General features: G+C 55.4%; 14 protein-coding genes and 1 tRNA gene. 6 read left to right on the top strand and 9 right to left on the bottom strand.

Annotated elements, in window-relative coordinates:
• Nucleotides 1-45: 45 nt before the first annotated feature.
• Complete coding sequence (thsA, locus tag N5098_RS10350; protein WP_267637887.1) at nt 46-1,719, bottom strand: thermosome subunit alpha; 1,674 nt, start codon at nt 1,717-1,719, stop codon at nt 46-48.
• A gap of 230 nt (nt 1,720-1,949) precedes the next feature.
• Here thsA and N5098_RS10345 point away from each other — a divergent pair, with 230 nt between their 5' ends.
• Nucleotides 1,950-3,653: a sensor histidine kinase gene (locus N5098_RS10345; protein ID WP_267637789.1), complete on the top strand. Its 1,704-nt coding sequence runs from the start codon at nt 1,950-1,952 to the stop codon at nt 3,651-3,653.
• Here the strand turns inward: N5098_RS10345 and pheA are convergent.
• Nucleotides 3,650-4,459 carry a prephenate dehydratase gene (gene pheA / locus N5098_RS10340; protein WP_267637788.1) on the bottom strand — a complete coding sequence of 270 codons (810 nt, stop codon included), beginning with the start codon at nt 4,457-4,459 and terminating at the stop codon, nt 3,650-3,652. The genes N5098_RS10345 and pheA overlap by 4 nt on opposite strands.
• 302 nt (nt 4,460-4,761) lie before the next feature.
• A tRNA-Asn gene (locus tag N5098_RS10335) sits at nt 4,762-4,834 on the bottom strand.
• 90 nt (nt 4,835-4,924) lie between these two features.
• On the opposite strand from N5098_RS10335, the gene cca reads away from it, so the two are divergent.
• Nucleotides 4,925-6,319 (top strand): CCA tRNA nucleotidyltransferase, encoded by a 1,395-nt coding sequence (gene cca, locus N5098_RS10330; protein ID WP_267637787.1) that lies wholly within the window; start codon nt 4,925-4,927, stop codon nt 6,317-6,319.
• Here cca and N5098_RS10325 read toward each other — a convergent pair whose 3' ends face one another.
• Complete coding sequence (locus N5098_RS10325) at nt 6,320-7,084, bottom strand: hypothetical protein (RefSeq protein ID WP_267637786.1); 765 nt, start codon at nt 7,082-7,084, stop codon at nt 6,320-6,322.
• A gap of 134 nt (nt 7,085-7,218) precedes the next feature.
• Between N5098_RS10325 and pth2 the strand changes: the two genes are divergently transcribed.
• From pth2 to fer, 3 genes are all read left to right on the top strand, one after another.
• Nucleotides 7,219-7,557, top strand: coding sequence for a peptidyl-tRNA hydrolase Pth2 (pth2, locus tag N5098_RS10320; RefSeq protein ID WP_267637785.1), 339 nt, complete (start codon nt 7,219-7,221; stop codon nt 7,555-7,557).
• 98 nt (nt 7,558-7,655) lie between these two features.
• Nucleotides 7,656-7,832 (top strand): hypothetical protein, encoded by a 177-nt coding sequence (locus N5098_RS10315; protein ID WP_267637784.1) that lies wholly within the window; start codon nt 7,656-7,658, stop codon nt 7,830-7,832.
• Between the two features lie 126 nt (nt 7,833-7,958).
• On the top strand, nt 7,959-8,348 hold the full coding sequence (gene fer / locus N5098_RS10310; RefSeq protein ID WP_267637783.1) for a ferredoxin Fer: 390 nt from the start codon (nt 7,959-7,961) through the stop codon (nt 8,346-8,348).
• Between the two features lie 101 nt (nt 8,349-8,449).
• Here fer and N5098_RS10305 read toward each other — a convergent pair whose 3' ends face one another.
• The 4 genes from N5098_RS10305 to N5098_RS10290 form a co-directional block, all read right to left on the bottom strand.
• Nucleotides 8,450-9,370 carry an ABC transporter ATP-binding protein gene (locus tag N5098_RS10305; RefSeq protein WP_267637782.1) on the bottom strand — a complete coding sequence of 307 codons (921 nt, stop codon included), beginning with the start codon at nt 9,368-9,370 and terminating at the stop codon, nt 8,450-8,452.
• The gene (locus N5098_RS10300; protein WP_267637781.1) at nt 9,370-10,479 is read right to left on the bottom strand and encodes a FecCD family ABC transporter permease; all 1,110 of its coding nucleotides are present in this window, start codon (nt 10,477-10,479) and stop codon (nt 9,370-9,372) included. The genes N5098_RS10305 and N5098_RS10300 overlap by 1 nt, the downstream gene beginning before the upstream one ends.
• Before the next feature lie 6 nt (nt 10,480-10,485).
• The gene (locus tag N5098_RS10295; protein ID WP_267637780.1) at nt 10,486-11,676 is read right to left on the bottom strand and encodes an ABC transporter substrate-binding protein; all 1,191 of its coding nucleotides are present in this window, start codon (nt 11,674-11,676) and stop codon (nt 10,486-10,488) included.
• 108 nt (nt 11,677-11,784) lie between these two features.
• Nucleotides 11,785-12,663, bottom strand: coding sequence for a helix-turn-helix transcriptional regulator (locus N5098_RS10290; RefSeq protein WP_267637779.1), 879 nt, complete (start codon nt 12,661-12,663; stop codon nt 11,785-11,787).
• Between the two features lie 548 nt (nt 12,664-13,211).
• Here N5098_RS10290 and N5098_RS10285 point away from each other — a divergent pair.
• Complete coding sequence (locus tag N5098_RS10285) at nt 13,212-15,719, top strand: thermonuclease family protein (RefSeq protein ID WP_267637778.1); 2,508 nt, start codon at nt 13,212-13,214, stop codon at nt 15,717-15,719.
• Nucleotides 15,720-15,738: 19 nt separating this feature from the next.
• Here N5098_RS10285 and N5098_RS10280 read toward each other — a convergent pair whose 3' ends face one another.
• The gene (locus N5098_RS10280; RefSeq protein ID WP_267637777.1) at nt 15,739-16,668 is read right to left on the bottom strand and encodes a sulfide-dependent adenosine diphosphate thiazole synthase; all 930 of its coding nucleotides are present in this window, start codon (nt 16,666-16,668) and stop codon (nt 15,739-15,741) included.
• Between the last annotated feature and the right edge of the window lie 51 nt (nt 16,669-16,719).

The raw sequence follows: 16,719 nt of genomic DNA, 5'->3' as shown, positions 1-16,719 counted from the left end.
AGCAATCGAGACGATAGTCAGGTGGCAAGTGGGTCGTCGCCGAATTTACATCATGCCGCCCATGCCGCCACCCATACCGCCCATGCCGCCACCCATGCCGCCGCCCATGCCGCCTGGGCCGCCTGCGGGCTCGTCATCATCGTCGTCGCCCTGGCCACCCTTGAGGTCACCAGCAGCGATGACGTCGTCGATGCGCAGCAGCATAACGGCAGCTTCTGTCGCGGACTCGATAGCCTGCGTTTTGACGCGCAGCGGTTCGACTGCCACGTCGCTCATGTCGTCAACGGATCCGCTATCAGCGTCAAGTCCGTAGGACGTGTTGTCGCTGTCGTGCTCGCTACGGAGCTCGACGAGCGAGTCGATCGGGTCAAGCCCGGCGTTCTCTGCGAGCGTGCGCGGGATGACGTCGATTGCGTCGGCGAAGGCTTCGATAGCGAGTTGCTCACGGCCGCCAACACTGTCAGCGAAGTCACGCAGCTGGAGCGAGAGCTCTGTTTCCGGTGCACCGGCACCGGGGACGACTTTGCCGTCTTCAAGCGTCGCGGCGACAACGCCCAGAGAGTCTTCGATTGCGCGCTCGACTTCGTCGACAACGTGGTCGGTACCGCCACGAAGGATGAGCGAGACAGCACGAGCGTCGTCGACATCTTCGACGAAAATCTTCTCGTCGCCGGCGAGTTCCTTTTCGGTGACCGAGCCAGCAAAGCCAAGGTCGTCCTCGCTGATATCTTCGATGTTCGAAATAGCACGCGCACCCGTCGAGCGAGCAAGCGCCTGCATGTCAGATTTCTTCGCGCGTCGGGCTGCGAGAATGCCTTCTTCGGCGAGGTAGTGCTGTGCCATGTCGTCAATACCTTTCTGGCAGAAGACGACATCAGCACCGGAGTCGACGATGTTGTCGACGAGGTTGCGGAGCTGCTCTTCTTCCTGGTCGAGGAACTCCTGAAGCTGGTCGGGGTCAGAAACGTTGACTTCGGTGTCGAGTTCGGTTTCGGGGACTTCGATAGCGGTGTCCAGCAGCGCGATGTCTGCGTCTTCCTTGAATTTAGGCATGTTCTCGTGAACACGGTCTTTGCCCACGATAACGCCCTCGACGAGACTGGACTCGTCGATTGAGGAGCCGACAACCGTCTCGATCTGAACGTTGTCGGTGTCGATTCCTTCATCGTCGGCGACTGACTGGACCGAGCGCACGACAAGCTCGCCGAGCTGTTCTTTGGCGCTCTCGGCACCCTTGCCAGTCATGGCGGTGCGAGCAACGCTTTCGAGGATCTCAGTATCGTCTTCGTCAACCTCGATAGCGATCTCTTCGACGATGTTCTTGGCTTCCTCAGCTGCCTGACGGTATCCCTGTGCGAGGATAGTTGCGTGGATATCCTGGTCCAGCAGGTCTTCTGCCTTCGAGAGAAGTTCACCGGCGATGACGACTGCAGTAGTCGTCCCGTCGCCAACTTCGTCTTCTTGAGTCTGGGCAACCTCGACCACCATGTTTGCGGCCGGGTGCTCGATGTCCATCTCGTCAAGAATAGTGACGCCGTCGTTCGTGACAACAACGCTGCCCGTCGAACCGACGAGCATCTTGTCCATCCCTTTCGGGCCGAGTGTTGTACGTACAGCCTCTGCAACGGCCGTCCCGGCCGTGATGTTCATCGACTGTGCATCTTTTCCAGACGTTCGCTGACTCTCCTCCGAGAGAACGATAAGGGGCTGGTTACCCATCTGCTGAGACATAGTCACTCGAAGATTGAATGTGATTCTATATAAAGGTTTCTATTGCGGTAGTAGTGAGATGCGTGTAAGCGATGCCTGCTTGTGGTATTAGATAACATACAGCTGGTGTTTAAGTGTCTCTATTAGCTCCGGATGGGCCCATTTTTGTGTTATACCATCTTCCGATAGCTGGATGGTTGTCCGTGATATGTAAATAGGCTACTGTAATAGTTTCCTCCATGGGGTGGACGGTGTCGGTTGTATCGGTTGTCGTGTTCATGAGCGCACTTCTCTGTGCTGGCATCACTGTCTTTGCGCTCCGAAATCGTCCGGATCCGATGGCGTGGCCTCTCGCAGTACTGACATTTATGGGGTTCCTGTGGGCCACTCCACATGCGATCAGTTTTGGGGTCTCTGGCCTCGAACAGGTGGTGTTCTGGAACAAGCTCGTCTACCCGAGTGCATCACTTGTCCCGGTTGCGTATTTGGTCTTCGCGCTTCGGTATGCAGGCTATGAACGGTGGCTCTCTTGGCAGTTGTACGCTGTCCTCTGTGTCGTGCCGTTTATCTCCGCAGTTACCGCGTGGGTAGACCCAGCCCCCGGTCTCTTCTATCAGTCTGTCGATGTTCAGTACGTTGGTAACGCAGCAACGATCTCGTTTTCTCGGGGACCGGTATTCTTGCTGAATATGCTCTTTTCGTACCTCCTCATTGGACTCACATGGCTGATTTTCATCGGCGTCATCCTGCGTGATGGCCCAATGCACAGACGCCAGGCCGCTCTGATGCTCAGTGGCGGCATTGTGCCAACTCTGTTTAATTTCCTGTTCAACCTCGGCATCGGCCCATTTCCGTCGATTGACCTGACCTCATCTTCGCTTGCAATCTCGGGAGCTGCGTTCGCTGTGGCACTATTCCGGTATAATTTGCTTGGCTTGACGCCCGCAGCGTATCGGAGTGTCCCGGACCTGTTCGCGGATGGGGTACTGGTCTTTGATGAGAACGAGCATCTGATCGAGGCAAACGACCACGCTTCGGACGTTCTCGGGACACCGTTATCGATAGGAACCCACGTTACGGAGCTGTTTAATGCACCGTTCGACGAACTTGATGGGACGGTTCTGACGGCAGATAAAAACTCCCAGCGTATGTACACCGTTCGGTACTCACCGCTTTGCAACAAGCGAGATGAGCGGGTTGGCCACGCGCTGGCGCTACGTGAGGTGACCGCTCTCAAGGAACACCAGCAACGGTTGAGCGTCACAAACCGCGTCTTACGCCACAACCTTCGGAACGAAATCAATATAATTCTTGGCGAAGCTGACGTGCTGGAAGCGAAAGTAAACAACCAGACGGACCGGGAATCACTCCAGCGAATTCTTTCGGCTGCGACTCGCCTAAACGACGTTGGTCAAAAGGCACGTCACATCCAGACATCCCTGACTCTCGGCGCAGATGATCGCCGTGCTATCGATGTAGTCGACATTACTGACGATGTCATCGAACAGTACCGGACGTTGTACCCCGATGCCGAGATACGGCAAGAGGGACCGTCGACTGCGATGGTCTTCGTTGCTGGTGGCGACCCGTTGAAGACAATAGTTCGGAACATTGTCGAGAACGCGCTTGAACACAACGACAGTGATAACCCGACTGTTGTCGTGACCGTCGCCATCGACGCTGAGATAGTCACTGTGCGTGTGAGTGATGACGGGCCTGGCATCCCGCCTGAAGAGCATGAAATACTGGGTAAACCGTCGGAAACCCCACTCCAGCACGGAAGCAGTTTAGGACTGTGGCTCACATACTGGCTTGTCTCTGCGACAGATGGCACAATCGAGTTCGAACACAACGAACCACGAGGCACTGTCGTTACGCTCCAGTTTCCGGCCGCCGATGAAACAGAGCAAGACGATACCGTACCGAACGCTCAAATCAACTAAACGATAGTTTCGGTATCATAAGAGCCGAGTCGCCGGACCCAGCCGGCATCTGCCAACTCCTCAATCTCCCGAAGCGCTTCGACTGTTCGGTCTTCATAGAGTCCAGCCGCGATATCTACGTGGAAGACATAGTCGCCGAGTCGCTCGCCACTGGGTCGAGACTCGACCCGGGTAAGGTTGATATCCTGCTCGGCGAGCGGGTTGAGCAACTCAAGCAAAAGGCCCGGATAATCGCGGTTCGGGTAGACGATGAGCGATGTCTTGCTCCCGGCCTTAGCTAAGTCGGCCCGCGGTGCAACGACGAGAAAGCGCGTGGCGTTCGAGGAGCGGTCCTGAATATCTTCGGCGAGTGTCTGTAACGGTTCCTTGGCGTTGTCTGGGTGCCCAATTGCGGCAACCGATGGGTCTTCGTGTGCGCGCTCGACGCCCCGCGCGGTGCTGGTAACGGCTTCGAGTTCAGCCTCCGGATAGTTCTCTTCGAGCACGGATCGACACTGCGCAAGCGCCTGCGCGTGGCTGGCGATAATCTCGAACTCCTCGTTCTGTGCGAGTAACGCGTGGCGTATCGGCGTCACAACTTCTCGGATGACCGCAATTTCGTGTTCAGTGAAGGCGTCGAGTGTCTCAGTCACTGGTCCCTCGATGCTGTTTTCGACCGGAACGACTCCGCGGGCTGTCTTCTCTTGTGCGACCGTCTCGACGATACCGGTCACAGATTCGGTAAACTGGATTGCGTCCTCGTCGGAAACGGCACGCGCCGCCCTGTGAGAATATGTCCCTGCCGGCCCCAGCGTGAGTGTTTCCATACCGCCGTGTTCTGGTGGCGACGACAAAAGGCTCGTGGTGGCTCGATACGATTTTCAGGTTATTGATTGAACAGCTGAGCTTCACAGTCTCGTGGATCGAACAGTACCTCGACGGATTCAGTCAGAAGTTGCGTTAGTCACTCCCGAAAAATTACGTCGCTGCCCGGACTCGAACTTGCCGAGACGTTCCGGGGTGCTCACGTCGTTGCGATCTTGGGACCTATTTGCCCGAATCTCGCCGGATTGGGCTATTACTGCTCGATGAGAGTAGTTCTACACACATCTTCGTTGGAAGCAAAAAGCGCCACCGCCAGGATTCGAACCTGGGACAACCACGTTAACAGCGTGGTGCTCTACCAACTGAGCTACGGCGGCTTACTCTTCGGTAGTCGCATGAGTAAAATAGGCGTTTCGCTTTGAGGACGCATCGACACGCTTTCACGTACTTGTGGGCAACGCCACTGTATGAGCGACGAGGACACCGATTTCGACGCTGTCGTCGCCAGTGTCGCCGACAAAGTCGTGCCAGACGAGAATGAACGCGCCGCCCTCGACGTTGCCGTCGAGAGGCTCACCGAACGGACTATCGAAGCACTGTCTACTCTTCCAGTTGACGCTGAAGTAATGCAGGCCGGCTCGACTGCTCGCGGAACCTGGCTCGCCGGCGGGCGGGATATCGATTTGTTCGTCTGTTTTTCTCCGACGCTCGATTCAGACGAGTTGGAGAAATATGGTCTCGAGATTGGCCACGCTGTCCTCCCCGAGGGCCGCGAGGAGTTCGCGGAACATCCGTACGTTGTCGGTGAATTCGAGGGGTTTGCTGTCGACCTTGTCCCGTGCTACGCTGTCGAGGAGGCAGCCGACATTCAGTCGTCAGTCGACCGAACCCCGTTTCACACGCGGTACCTGCGTGAACGAATGACGCCTGAACTCGCCAGAGATGTCCGGATTTGCAAACAGTTCATGCGTGGAAGTGGCGTCTATGGCAGTGACCTGAAAACTGAGGGTTTTTCGGGCTATCTGACGGAACTGCTCGTCCTCGAATACGACGGCTTTCGACCGCTTGTCGAGGCCGCTGCCGACTGGTCACCGCCGATTGCGTTCGACCCTGAAAACCACGGTGGTGAAACAGTTGCTGCTGCTGGCGACCAGTTTGACGACCCGGTTGTCGTCATCGACCCGACTGACCCCGACCGGAACGTCGCGGCCGTCCTTTCTCGGGCCAATGTCGCCCGATTTCAGCATTTTGCACGCGAAGTTGTCGATACCCCTCACGAGAGCCTGTTTTTTCCACGAAAGCGCGAGCAACTTTCGACAACCGAGATTCGCGCGGAGTTTGACGCCCGCGGGACAACGGCACTGGCATTGCGGTTTGAGCGGCCCGATATTGTCGATGACCAGTTGTGGCCCCAGCTAGAGCGGTCCCGTGAGGGGATTGCGGACGAACTCGACCGTTGTGGTTTCGACGTGTTTCGGACTGCCGCGTTCGCTGCCGAGCAAGACCTGCTTTTGTTGTTTGAATTAGCTGTCGCCGAACGGCCACAGGTTGAACGCCACACTGGACCGCCGGTTCAGGTCCGGAAACACGCCCAACGGTTCCACGACGCCTATGCCGACGGTGATGCGTCCGGGCCGTTTATCGAGGATGACCGGTACGTCGTCGAGCGCGAGCGCTCAGTCACGAGTGCGCGGTCGTTCCTCGAAAGCGATGCGCTCTTCGATGTTTCTCTTGGCGTTCATATCGACGACGCGATGGCGGATGAGTACGAGCTGCTTGATAGCGACGAGATGGCGACACTCACCGACCAGTTTGGACAGGCGTTGACCCGCTATCTCTCTCCGACTGTCCGCCAGTGGTAGCTAAAATGGCTCGGCGTTCTGGCGGACGATGAGATAGCCCGCGACAGTGACGACGTTCATTGCTGGTAGTATCGACAGAAATGCCCAAAACAGTGGACTCCCTCCCCAGTTTGTTGTCGTTCGCAGGTCCAAGGCGTCGAGATAGACCGAGAGAGGCAACACGACGACGGTTGCGAGCAGCCAGACCACGATGAATGACTGGGTAAACAGGGTATTCCCAGCCTGCATCATCCCCCCGACGAAGATGAGCAGGCTCGGGAACACTCCAGCGATGATACCCCAGTACGCCCGCGCGTCACCGCGTGGCTCTTCGGTGGGGAGGACCGGCACGAAATGACCGGCTTTGACTTCTAACAGCAGCTCCTCGCCGTGGAGCTTCCCGAGTTCGCCCAGTGGTATGTCATGCAAATCAAAAAGCGTTTCAAGATGTTCGTCCGCCTCCTCGCCGGGCCAGCCAACGTATGTTGTCACCGTTTTATCCGCGATTCCCTCAACTTCAAGCGTGAGTAACAGTACGTCATCTTGACCGACATCGTCGGGATACCCGTCTGGAACCTCACCGGCTGGAATCTGTTCAACATCGACAGTCCGTCCCCGAATTTGCATCCCTTCACTCATCCTGTCGAGTCCCTGCTCGGCTGTGAGAGGTGAGTCTGTGGCATCGCCCTGTGTTCTGTCTGCCAAGGATTGTTCCTTGGCGTCTCTGACGTGCCCGTTCTCATCGCTGTCCGTGGCTGTCTGCTCTTGTTTATCGTTTTCGGACACGGTTTTCCTACGAGTTCGACGGCACCACAACTAAACGTGTCGTCTGAAGCAGTTTCCCGGTCTCTAACTGACGACTCTCTTTTTGTTGACTCAATCTCCATACGTTCTTGTGCCAGGAAATCGGAGGAATGGGCATGAAACAAGTAATCGTTGCGCGGGCAGATATTGGGATGGGAGAAGGAAAACTCGCCGCACAGGTCGCCCACGCCTCTTTGCAGGCGTACGAAGAAGCCGCTCCACCCGACCAGCGCGAGTGGAAAGGGGGCGGACAAAAGAAAGTCGTGTTGCAGGCAAACAGCGAGTCGGACCTGTTTGAGCTTGCGGACACTGCTCGTGTCGAGGGAGTTCCGAATGCGATTATCCGCGACGCTGGCCACACCCAACTCGAACCGGGAACGGTCACAGCACTGGCAGTCGGGCCAGCTCCCGAAGACGCTGTTGACACCGTTACTGGTGACCTCCAGCTATACTGACGCCATGCGGGCTATTCTGGAGTGACACACAGCCGCTTTTGAGTACAGAGAGCGAACCAGCACTAACAAATAAGCAATAGGAACTCTATTCAGCAGATATGGAAGAGGAAGCCTGGAAATCGATATCCGTCATGCAAAACAAAAACGGGGAACCACATGTCCTCCAACAAAAGATGAAAGTCTACACATCAGGAGTCGACGAAGAGACGCCAGGATATACGAGGCCGCTGATGAAACACCGCATTGTTCCAGTCAAAGACCTCGTCGAACTCTGAGCGCAGTTTGCCCGATAACTGGCTGTTTCAGGCGTCTTCTGGCGTCGCCCTGTATTCCTCACAATTGTCTATTGTTATCGGTCGCAATAGCAAAGTCTAACCGGCGCCGGTAAAAACAAATGAATGATGCCTACAGTAGAATACCTCAACTACGACGTTGTCGACGACAAAGGTTGGGATATGTACGATCCCGAAGTCTTCGAGACCGCGGCTGAGGAAGGTCTTAGCGACGAAGATTACGGGACCCTTGAGGTCAACCAGGGAGAATACATCCTCGAAGCTGCAGAAGCACAAGGGTACGACTGGCCGTTCTCGTGTCGTGCCGGTGCGTGTGCAAACTGTGCTGCGATCGTCATTGAGGGCGAAATCAACATGGACATGCAGCAGATTCTCTCCGACGAGGAAGTCGAAGAGAAGAATGTTCGCCTGACTTGTATCGGCTCCGCCGAAACTGACGAGGTAAAAATCGTCTACAACGCGAAACACCTCGACTACCTGCAGAACCGCGTCATCTGATTACCGGGGCATCTCGCGGACCAGATTCCGCGTATTCCCTCGTTTTGCGTTCAGCTTGCTAGACATGTTGCCGGCTATACCTTACCCACGTGATGATTCGTTCAGCCGGTTCCCTCTTCGTCTCGTGACACTGGCTCGTTAATCGGTTCAAGCGGTTCCACCTGTAGGCCACGCTCAGTCTCGGTCACCACTGCTTCGATTTCGAAGACTTCAGCGAGCAGTTGCTCAGTAATTATCTGTTCTGGCGGGCCACAATCGTAAACTGACCCGTCTCTGAGTGCGACGATATAATCAGCGTGGCGGGCTGCTTGGACGATATCGTGTAACACAACAACGACGGTTATGTTATTTTCGTCGCGAAGCGCCTCTACAATCTCCATTACCTCAAGTTGATGATGTGGGTCCAGAAACGTCGTCGGCTCATCAAGGAGCACCACGTCTGTGTTCTGGGCGAGCGCCATTGCAATCCAGACGAGTTGTTTTTGTCCACCACTGAGACTTCCGACCTCTCGGTCACGGAGATGTTCGACGCCCGCTAACTCGATTGCTTCCTCTACGGCGGCCCGGTCATCATCTGTCAGTGATTCGAAAAATCCACAGTACGGATACCGGCCACGCTCGACGAGGTCTTCGACAGAGATCCCCGCTGGCGCTACATTTTGCTGTGAGAGTATGCCAAGCTTCCGCGCAAGCTCTTTCGAGCCGAGCGAGTCAATCACATCGCCGTCCAGTAACACAGTGCCACTCTCCGGCGTAATCTTATCAGCCAGACCTTTCAGCAACGTACTCTTTCCGCTTCCATTCGGGCCGATGAGTGCTGTTACCTCTCCAGGGGACACAGTCACCGACTCCCCATCGATAACTGGCTCGTCGTTGCCCGGATAGCCGACAACGAGGTCAGTGCCACTGAACTCTGCTGGCGATATTGCGGTGTCATCGGCCAGCACATTGTCTGCAGCTCCGTTTTGTCGCTGTGTCGTTGCCCGTGTCTGTTTGCTTGTAGATGGCTGTTGGTCACTCATTAGACTTCACCGAGATTCTCCTTTTTTCGCATCAAGTAGAGGAAGTACGGACCACCCACAATCCCGGTGATGATACCAACCGGAAGTTGCACCGGGCTGAGTGCAAGTCGAGCACCAATATCTGCACCGACGAGGAGCGCCGGGCCAAGAAAGAGACAGCCAATAAGCAGACGCTTGGAGTCGCTGCCGATGATATTACGAACCATATGAGGGACAATTAGCCCGACGAAGCCGATAAGCCCCGCCACGGCAATCGCTGCGGCCGTCGAAATAATTGCGATACCCGCGACAGCGAACCGAACTTTCTCGACGGGCATACCGAGTGAGTCTGCAGTGTCTTCACCGAGAAGCAACACGTCTAATTCCTGTGTGACGACGAACGCAAGGCCCAGCGCGAGTACAGTAAACGGAAGCGCAATTCTGACCTGTGCCCAGTCTGTACCCATCAGCGACCCAGATAGCCACGTTTGGGCAGACATCACCACGGCAATATTGTCGATAAAGAAAAACAATGCTCGCTGGACGGAGCCAAAGATTGTTCCCACGACCACACCGGCGAGCACGAGTCGTACGGGGCTTGTGCCGTTTTTCCACGCGATAGCATAGACGAGCAAAAACGCCGCGCCGCCGCCGAGTGCTGCCAGTATTGGCATGAACGGGAGGTATCCAGAAAATGTCGTGAGAGTTAAAAGGACGACAAGACCAGCACCGTCGCTCACACCGAGAATATAGGGGCTTGCAAGCTCGTTCCGTGTCACAATCTGGAAGATCGCTCCTGAGACTGCGAGATTTGCACCGACGAGAATGCCGACGAGAATTCGGGGCAGCCGAATATTCCACACAATGAGCTGTCGACGTGAGAACCAGTCCGGAATCTCGCCTCCCAGAAGAAATGCGTTCCAGACCTCTTGGCTGAAAAGCACTGTTGGGTCAAATACTGTCGACCATGCCTCCTGTAGCGTCAGCGGAAAGGCACCAAAACTCACCTGTACAAGTGTTGCACCGATAAGAACGACAACGCTAGCGATGGCAAGCGCAGTGAGCTTCGAATCAACTCTTTTGGGCTCTGCTGTCCGGACTCCGGCGACTGTATCGAGTAACTTCCCCATCGGTAGCTAGCGATTACCGTTGATAATGTCTGCGAGAGCTTGGCGGTCAAACAGCTGCTCGGAATTAGGGACATCGTTGGATGAGCCCGGCCAGTCGCCGAATTTCTCCGGATAGACCATCTTGGCGAGGGCTTCCGTCGAGAAAAGGTCGACAATCGGACCCATGAACTGGCCACCTGTTCGGACGAGATTCCCTTCCTGAACAGCTGTCAGATCCTGTCCGTTTGCGTTATTCTCGAATGGCTCAACAACTGTGTCGATGAACTCTTGTTGTGAAAGCGAGGTAAGCCCACCAACTGCCCCGATATAGTCAGGGTCTACACGTAGCAACTCTTCGTAGCCGATTGGGCCATCAGGAATGTTCCCCGCGAAGGCGTCTTTCATCCCGAGCCGTCGGTAGGTAACTGTGTTATTCTGCAGCGGATGCAGTTCTGCGATACGGAACTGGCCTGAATCTGGGTTCACACCACGCCAAACCGCAGCAACAGTCGGCCGCTCGTCTTCGGGCGGCAGCTTTGCTTCGATACTGTCCATAACATCCGAATGGAACGATTCCCACGCGTGGAACCGCTCTGTTCGCTGGAAAATCTTTGCAGCCTTCTCAAAGACATCATAGAGGTCATAGCTCGGGCTGTCTTCTGTAACTGAGGAGGATGCAAACCGGATACTCGAACCAAGAAACGGTCCCGCTCCGTTCGTGATTTCTTCGATATCAGCATCGTTCCAATCAGCATAGAACTTCAACATCTGCGGGTCAATAAGATGCACATCACAGTCAGCCTTGTAGAAATTCTCCTTGTCGAATCCCGCCTCGGAGTCCGATGCGAGTTTCGTTATTTCGTCTTCGTTGAAACTCACATCTGGCAACCACTTGTAGAACTTCGACGGTGCGCGTCCGAGACTTGCCGTTGCAGTCGGTTGTTTCCCGAGAGCCATCCCAATATCCATCCAGACGCTCGGGATGACTGCGTACGTTTCGGGAACCTGTTCGAACGTGTACGGTGGGTTCGGCTTGACGGTGACTGTATACGACTCATCATCCCCGCTTTTGTCTGTCTCCGCACTGGAATCCGTTTGGTCAGTTGCTTTCGGTGTCTCCGAGTCCGAGCCCGAGTCTGAGTCCCCTCCGATACAGCCAGCTAGCCCTGCTGCGATTAGCGTTGCGCCACTAGTAAGTAATCGGCGTCTTCGTACCATGTAATTTAGGCGGGCCGAATTCGTATTAGTAATTCTTCTCTTTCAGTGTAACACACCTTGAACAGTGAACACGGTGTGTTACTGTCGAATAAACGTCTGGCTTTTAGATTATGTCTCGCACGTGACAGACAAGCCCGAGTTGTCGTCTGCGCACTGTTTTAGCGGCGTCGCAGCCACGTAGTGGTCGTCAATTGTGTCTTTTGCCCATCGAATAACGTCTGGGTGGGTACTTTTGATGATATCGAAACCGCTCCCTCCCTCCTGTTCTACAGTTAGAAAGACGGTACTCTCATCGATGAGATCGATACTACACGGAATCGGTGTTTCGACGCTGTAGTAGACTAGCTTTTCGCTTTTGGCTTCGATGCTTTGCCACCGATTCAGCAGGGACTGGTCAGTAAGCATTGATTCGGTCAGGTCCGGGTCAAACATGACGGTTGTCGTCGGTTCGGTACCGGTCTGGAGCGAAGCCTCGAACGTGTACATCGGCAGGGCAATGAACGTCCCAAGGAGGGACCGACACGTCGATCCGTGTTGAATCTCGTCGGCGACAACTCGGGCAGCAGCTAACGGGTCTGCATCGTTCCCGGCGATATGCTCTCCTTCTGTCAGACAGCGGAGGTCGAACCCGAACCACTCAGCGGGTAGCCGCTTGATAATGTCCGGGTACTGTTGTCCAACTGAGACGGTCTGCATCAGGCGACTCAAATCTCCGAAGATGCGCTCGCCGAAGCTAGTCAACCTGTACCGGTGGTCTGAGGGAGACTTTCGAATCCATTCTCGCTCCTCTAGGTCACCCAAGACGCGGCTGAGCGTCACACGGCTTACATCCAGAACCTCGTTCAGCTGCTCTCTCGAACAGTCTCCTGTCTGTAACTGTGCCAACACACGAACACGATGTTCCGACCGAACAAGAAACGAGATAGCTTCGACTGCGTCACTCGATACGGTTTCTGTCGAACGCTTCTCCGAACTTATTGCACCCATCTGTCTGCTCTCAATAGTTTAGGCTTACCTAAAACAGTTTCTACTCTCAGTAATTATCGCCTGACAGTGAGCGTACCTTGTCACGCATAATTGTTTGATATATTACTATTAGTGCCGATTGCTAATTACTGACTCTCTCTACCCTATTTTATTTGTCATTTTTTGTGTACAAACTGACGGTAAAACTATACATCTGTACACTCCTTGACAATATAGAGATATATACACTATTGTTGTGTTCTATTACATTCTGTGTCACATACAATTCCGTTATTTTTCGCCATTATATCACCTCATAATTCTGGTCTGGAACTGTTTTTCTGATTTCAGGCTTGGCATGATACAACATATAATTTTTCTGTCTTTTACTCCGATACCTCTGGCTCCGTATTACTACACACATACGGAATATATCTACTGATAGGCCAGGGACGTCACGGCAGTCAGTGAGCAAATACAGACAATCGAGGTTACTCAGTGCCCCCGAATACTCGATGTCGTCACCCGAACGCACACTCGACGCGAGATGTCACTGGCAGTATATAACCATGAAACGACGTACACTCATCATCGGACTTGGTGCAACAGCAGGTGCCGGCACGCTTCTCGGTAGCGGAGCTTTTTCGACGGCATCGGCGGAACGACAGATTAGCGTACAGGTAGCAGACGACGCAAACGCGTTTGTCTCACTCACACCCGGCGACGAGAATGGCGAATACACAGATACGAGCGGCGACGCACTCGTCATTAGCATTAGCGACGGCGATATCGGCGCTGGCGTCGATACAGAGTACACGTTTGACGGAATCGTCGAAATTGGCAACCAGGGAACGGACTCGAAATACATCTGGACAGGCGTGTCCAGTGCTGCTTTCGACGACGACAGCCTGTACATGTATGCTGACGACCCGAACACCCCGCTTTCGGACGCCGCGGCAGTTGAACTCGCCGCCGGCGAATCGGTCTCAGTCGGTCTGTATCTTGATACTACTGGCTTGGAAAGTGGCGACTACAGTCCAACATTGACTGTCGAGGCAGCCGATGAAGACCCGGACGCACCCGGTGGCTCACCGGGCGACCCAACTGACCCTCCTGAAGAGACAATCCCATCCGTGGTGCTTGATTCGGTTGCGAGTTTGCTCGATGAGAACGAACAGCCCCTTACCGACGACGGGCCGGTTGCAATCTGGGCCGAGTCGACGGCAGAGAACGCAGACGAGGACGGCAACGGAGACGCTGTCGACTATCCTAGCGACACCGACATCCCGGTCGCGGCGGTCGATGGCTCTGTCCTCGGCGTGACAGGACCATTCATCACGACCAGTACTGACTTTGGGTCGTACGGTAACGAGGAGTTCATGCTGAACGCCTACGACCAACTCCTTGACGGCAGCGGAACTATCCTTCACGACGAAGGGCACGGCCAGTTCTACACGCTGTCACCAAACGGCGGCGATGACTTCCAGGCGTTCGCGGACTACGTCGGGGACAACGGCTACACCTACGAAGCCACGACTGATATCGAAAATGACCTCGCAAACGCTGATGGTCTCACAATCACCTCACCTACCGAAGCCTTCACCGACAGTGAACTCACCGCACTCGCTGACTTCGTCGATAACGGTGGCGCGGTGTTCCTCCACGACCAGGCAGACTACAACAACTTCGACGAGACGGTCAACCACAACGAGATTGCCGAAGCTATCGGAGCTTCTTTCCGATTCAACGACGACCAGGTGACCGATAGCGAAAACAACGATGGTGTTCCCTTTGTCCCGACGACGACAAACTTCAACGAGACAGGGTTCCCCGATTTTTTTCCGAACCGTGACGGACTCGGCCTCGAACTAGATCCTTCGAAAAGTTACGAGGTTGACGTTGTCGACGTGACTGATGGTGATACGGCTAACGTCCAGTTTTCGGAGGGAACTGTCGAAACGGTCCGAATTGTCGGCATCGACACCCCCGAAACTGGTAGCACGGACGAACGACTACAGGAGTACGAAGGTATCGACGACGGCCCAGCACTCAAAGACAAGGCCGACGACGCGGCGGCGTACGCGGGCGACCAACTCGCCGACGAGACAGTCACACTCTCGTTTGACGAGAACGAGCCGCTTCGAGGGAACTTCGGCCGACTGCTTGGGTTCCTTGAACTCTCTGACGGGAGTGTCTACAACGAGTCGGTTATCGAAGACGGGTGGGCGCGGGTGTACGACTCTGGGCTCGGGACTCACGACGAGTATCTCGACCTCGAGGCGACGGCACGCGATGCTGATGACGGTATCTGGGAGATTTCTGACCCCGCCTCAACGCCTGCGGTTGGTGACGACCCAGTCAACTCCCTGTTCTTCCCGGAGCCTGTCGAAGTAACAGGTCCTGATGTCCCGGTCAAATCCGAGAGTGGCGAGGCACTTGTCGCCCTCGACACCGATGCGAATGTGGCGGTTGTTGGTGGACCATTCATCGAAGAGAACTTCGAGAGCGGCGAAGGCGGTCCCGGTATCGACAGCTTCGGGGTCTACCCGTTCTTGACGAATGTTCTCGATACTCTCGGCGATGGTGTCGGTCCTGTGTTAATCGATGGCGGCCACGGCCAGTTCGGTGCCGATTACGCCGTCTCTGCCGAGGATGCTGCCTACTATCTCCGTTATCTCGAAGGCCAGCTATCCACGGCCAACACCGCGATTGGCTTCGAAGGCGTCAACGATGTGACCAGCGACGCCGGGCCACAGTTGCTTGAGGATGGTGAGCCGGCTGCAAGCGCGTTGATTCTCTCGACACCGGTGACAGAATTGACTGCCGACGAGCGGACGGCAATTGCCGACTACGCTGCTGTGGGTGGTTCGGTTATCCTCCTTGGAACCAGTGCTGACGTTGACGCGCTCGGGAACTTCGATTCGTTGCTTTCGGATCTTGGAGCGGCTGTTGGGTTTACAACCAATGCGGTCACTGACGAGAGCAACAACCTTGCCGGTGATCCGACGGTCCCGACGACGAGCAACTTCGAAGAGAGCAGCTATCCGGACCTGTTCACACCATTCTCAGAAAACTGAGCGTGACTCCGTGTAGACGTTAGTCGTCTGCCGGCGTCGCGCGCGACGTCATTTCAACAGGGTCTGCGTCGACTCCGAGTTCGTCGAGTGCGGCCTGTGCGGCCCGTTTGCCAGAGACGAGCATCGCACCGAAGGTTGGTCCCATACGGGGCAGCCCGTAGGTCGTTGCTGTTGCCATGCCCGTGACAACGAGGCCGTCGTGGACGAGGCCAGTATGTTCGACGACTGCATCTTCGCTCTGTCCGACCCACATGGAGTCGTGGCCGGGCGAGTCGTGCCCGGGTGCGCCGTAGGAATCGTCACCGGTCTGGTCCATACCTGTGGCGTCTGCCTGAGCGTCGCCGACACCCGGCGCGTCGAGAACGCCGCGCTCGTCAAGTTTCTTGATAGCCATCGCATCGTGCCCGGTTGCGTCGATGACAAGGTCTGCCTCAACGGCAATGGGGTCAACACACGTAATTTCACGTGGGAGCGCGTGAACTGGCGTCCAGTTCATCACGATACCGCCGACGCGGTGGTCTTCACGAATGACGATATCGGTGAACTCGGTCATGTTTTGCATCTTTGCACCCGCATCGCAGGCTGCCTTGATAAGACCCGAACAGGCTTCCGGACCGTTGGCGACGTACAGCCCTTCGCTGTCCTGTGACCGCTTGAAATCGACATCAAGATCGTCGAGCACTTTCTGGGCCGGGTCTCGGACGGTAACCTTGTTCATCAGGAAGCCACCGAGCCAGAAGCCCCCACCGAGGTAATTGTTCTTTTCGACGACCATCGTCTGGACGCCTCGCTCGGACAGCTCTTTTGCTGCCATCAGCCCCGACGGGCCGCCCCCAACGATGATGACATCCGAATCTGAGAAGTCCATGAACTCTTCGGTCCATTCCTGCCCGATTGCACGCGTTACATCCGCTTCGCCGACGTTGCTGAACTGGTCGAACTCTTCCATAACACTACGTTGTATTACTTGGTGGTTGATATGAGTTCTGCTTCTGAGAGC

Source organism: Halovenus rubra (genome assembly GCF_026586665.1).
Taxonomy (GTDB): domain Archaea; phylum Halobacteriota; class Halobacteria; order Halobacteriales; family Haloarculaceae; genus Halovenus; species Halovenus rubra.
The sequence above is the reverse complement of the archived record's forward strand: the minus strand, read 5'-3'. Positions and strand labels throughout refer to the sequence as shown.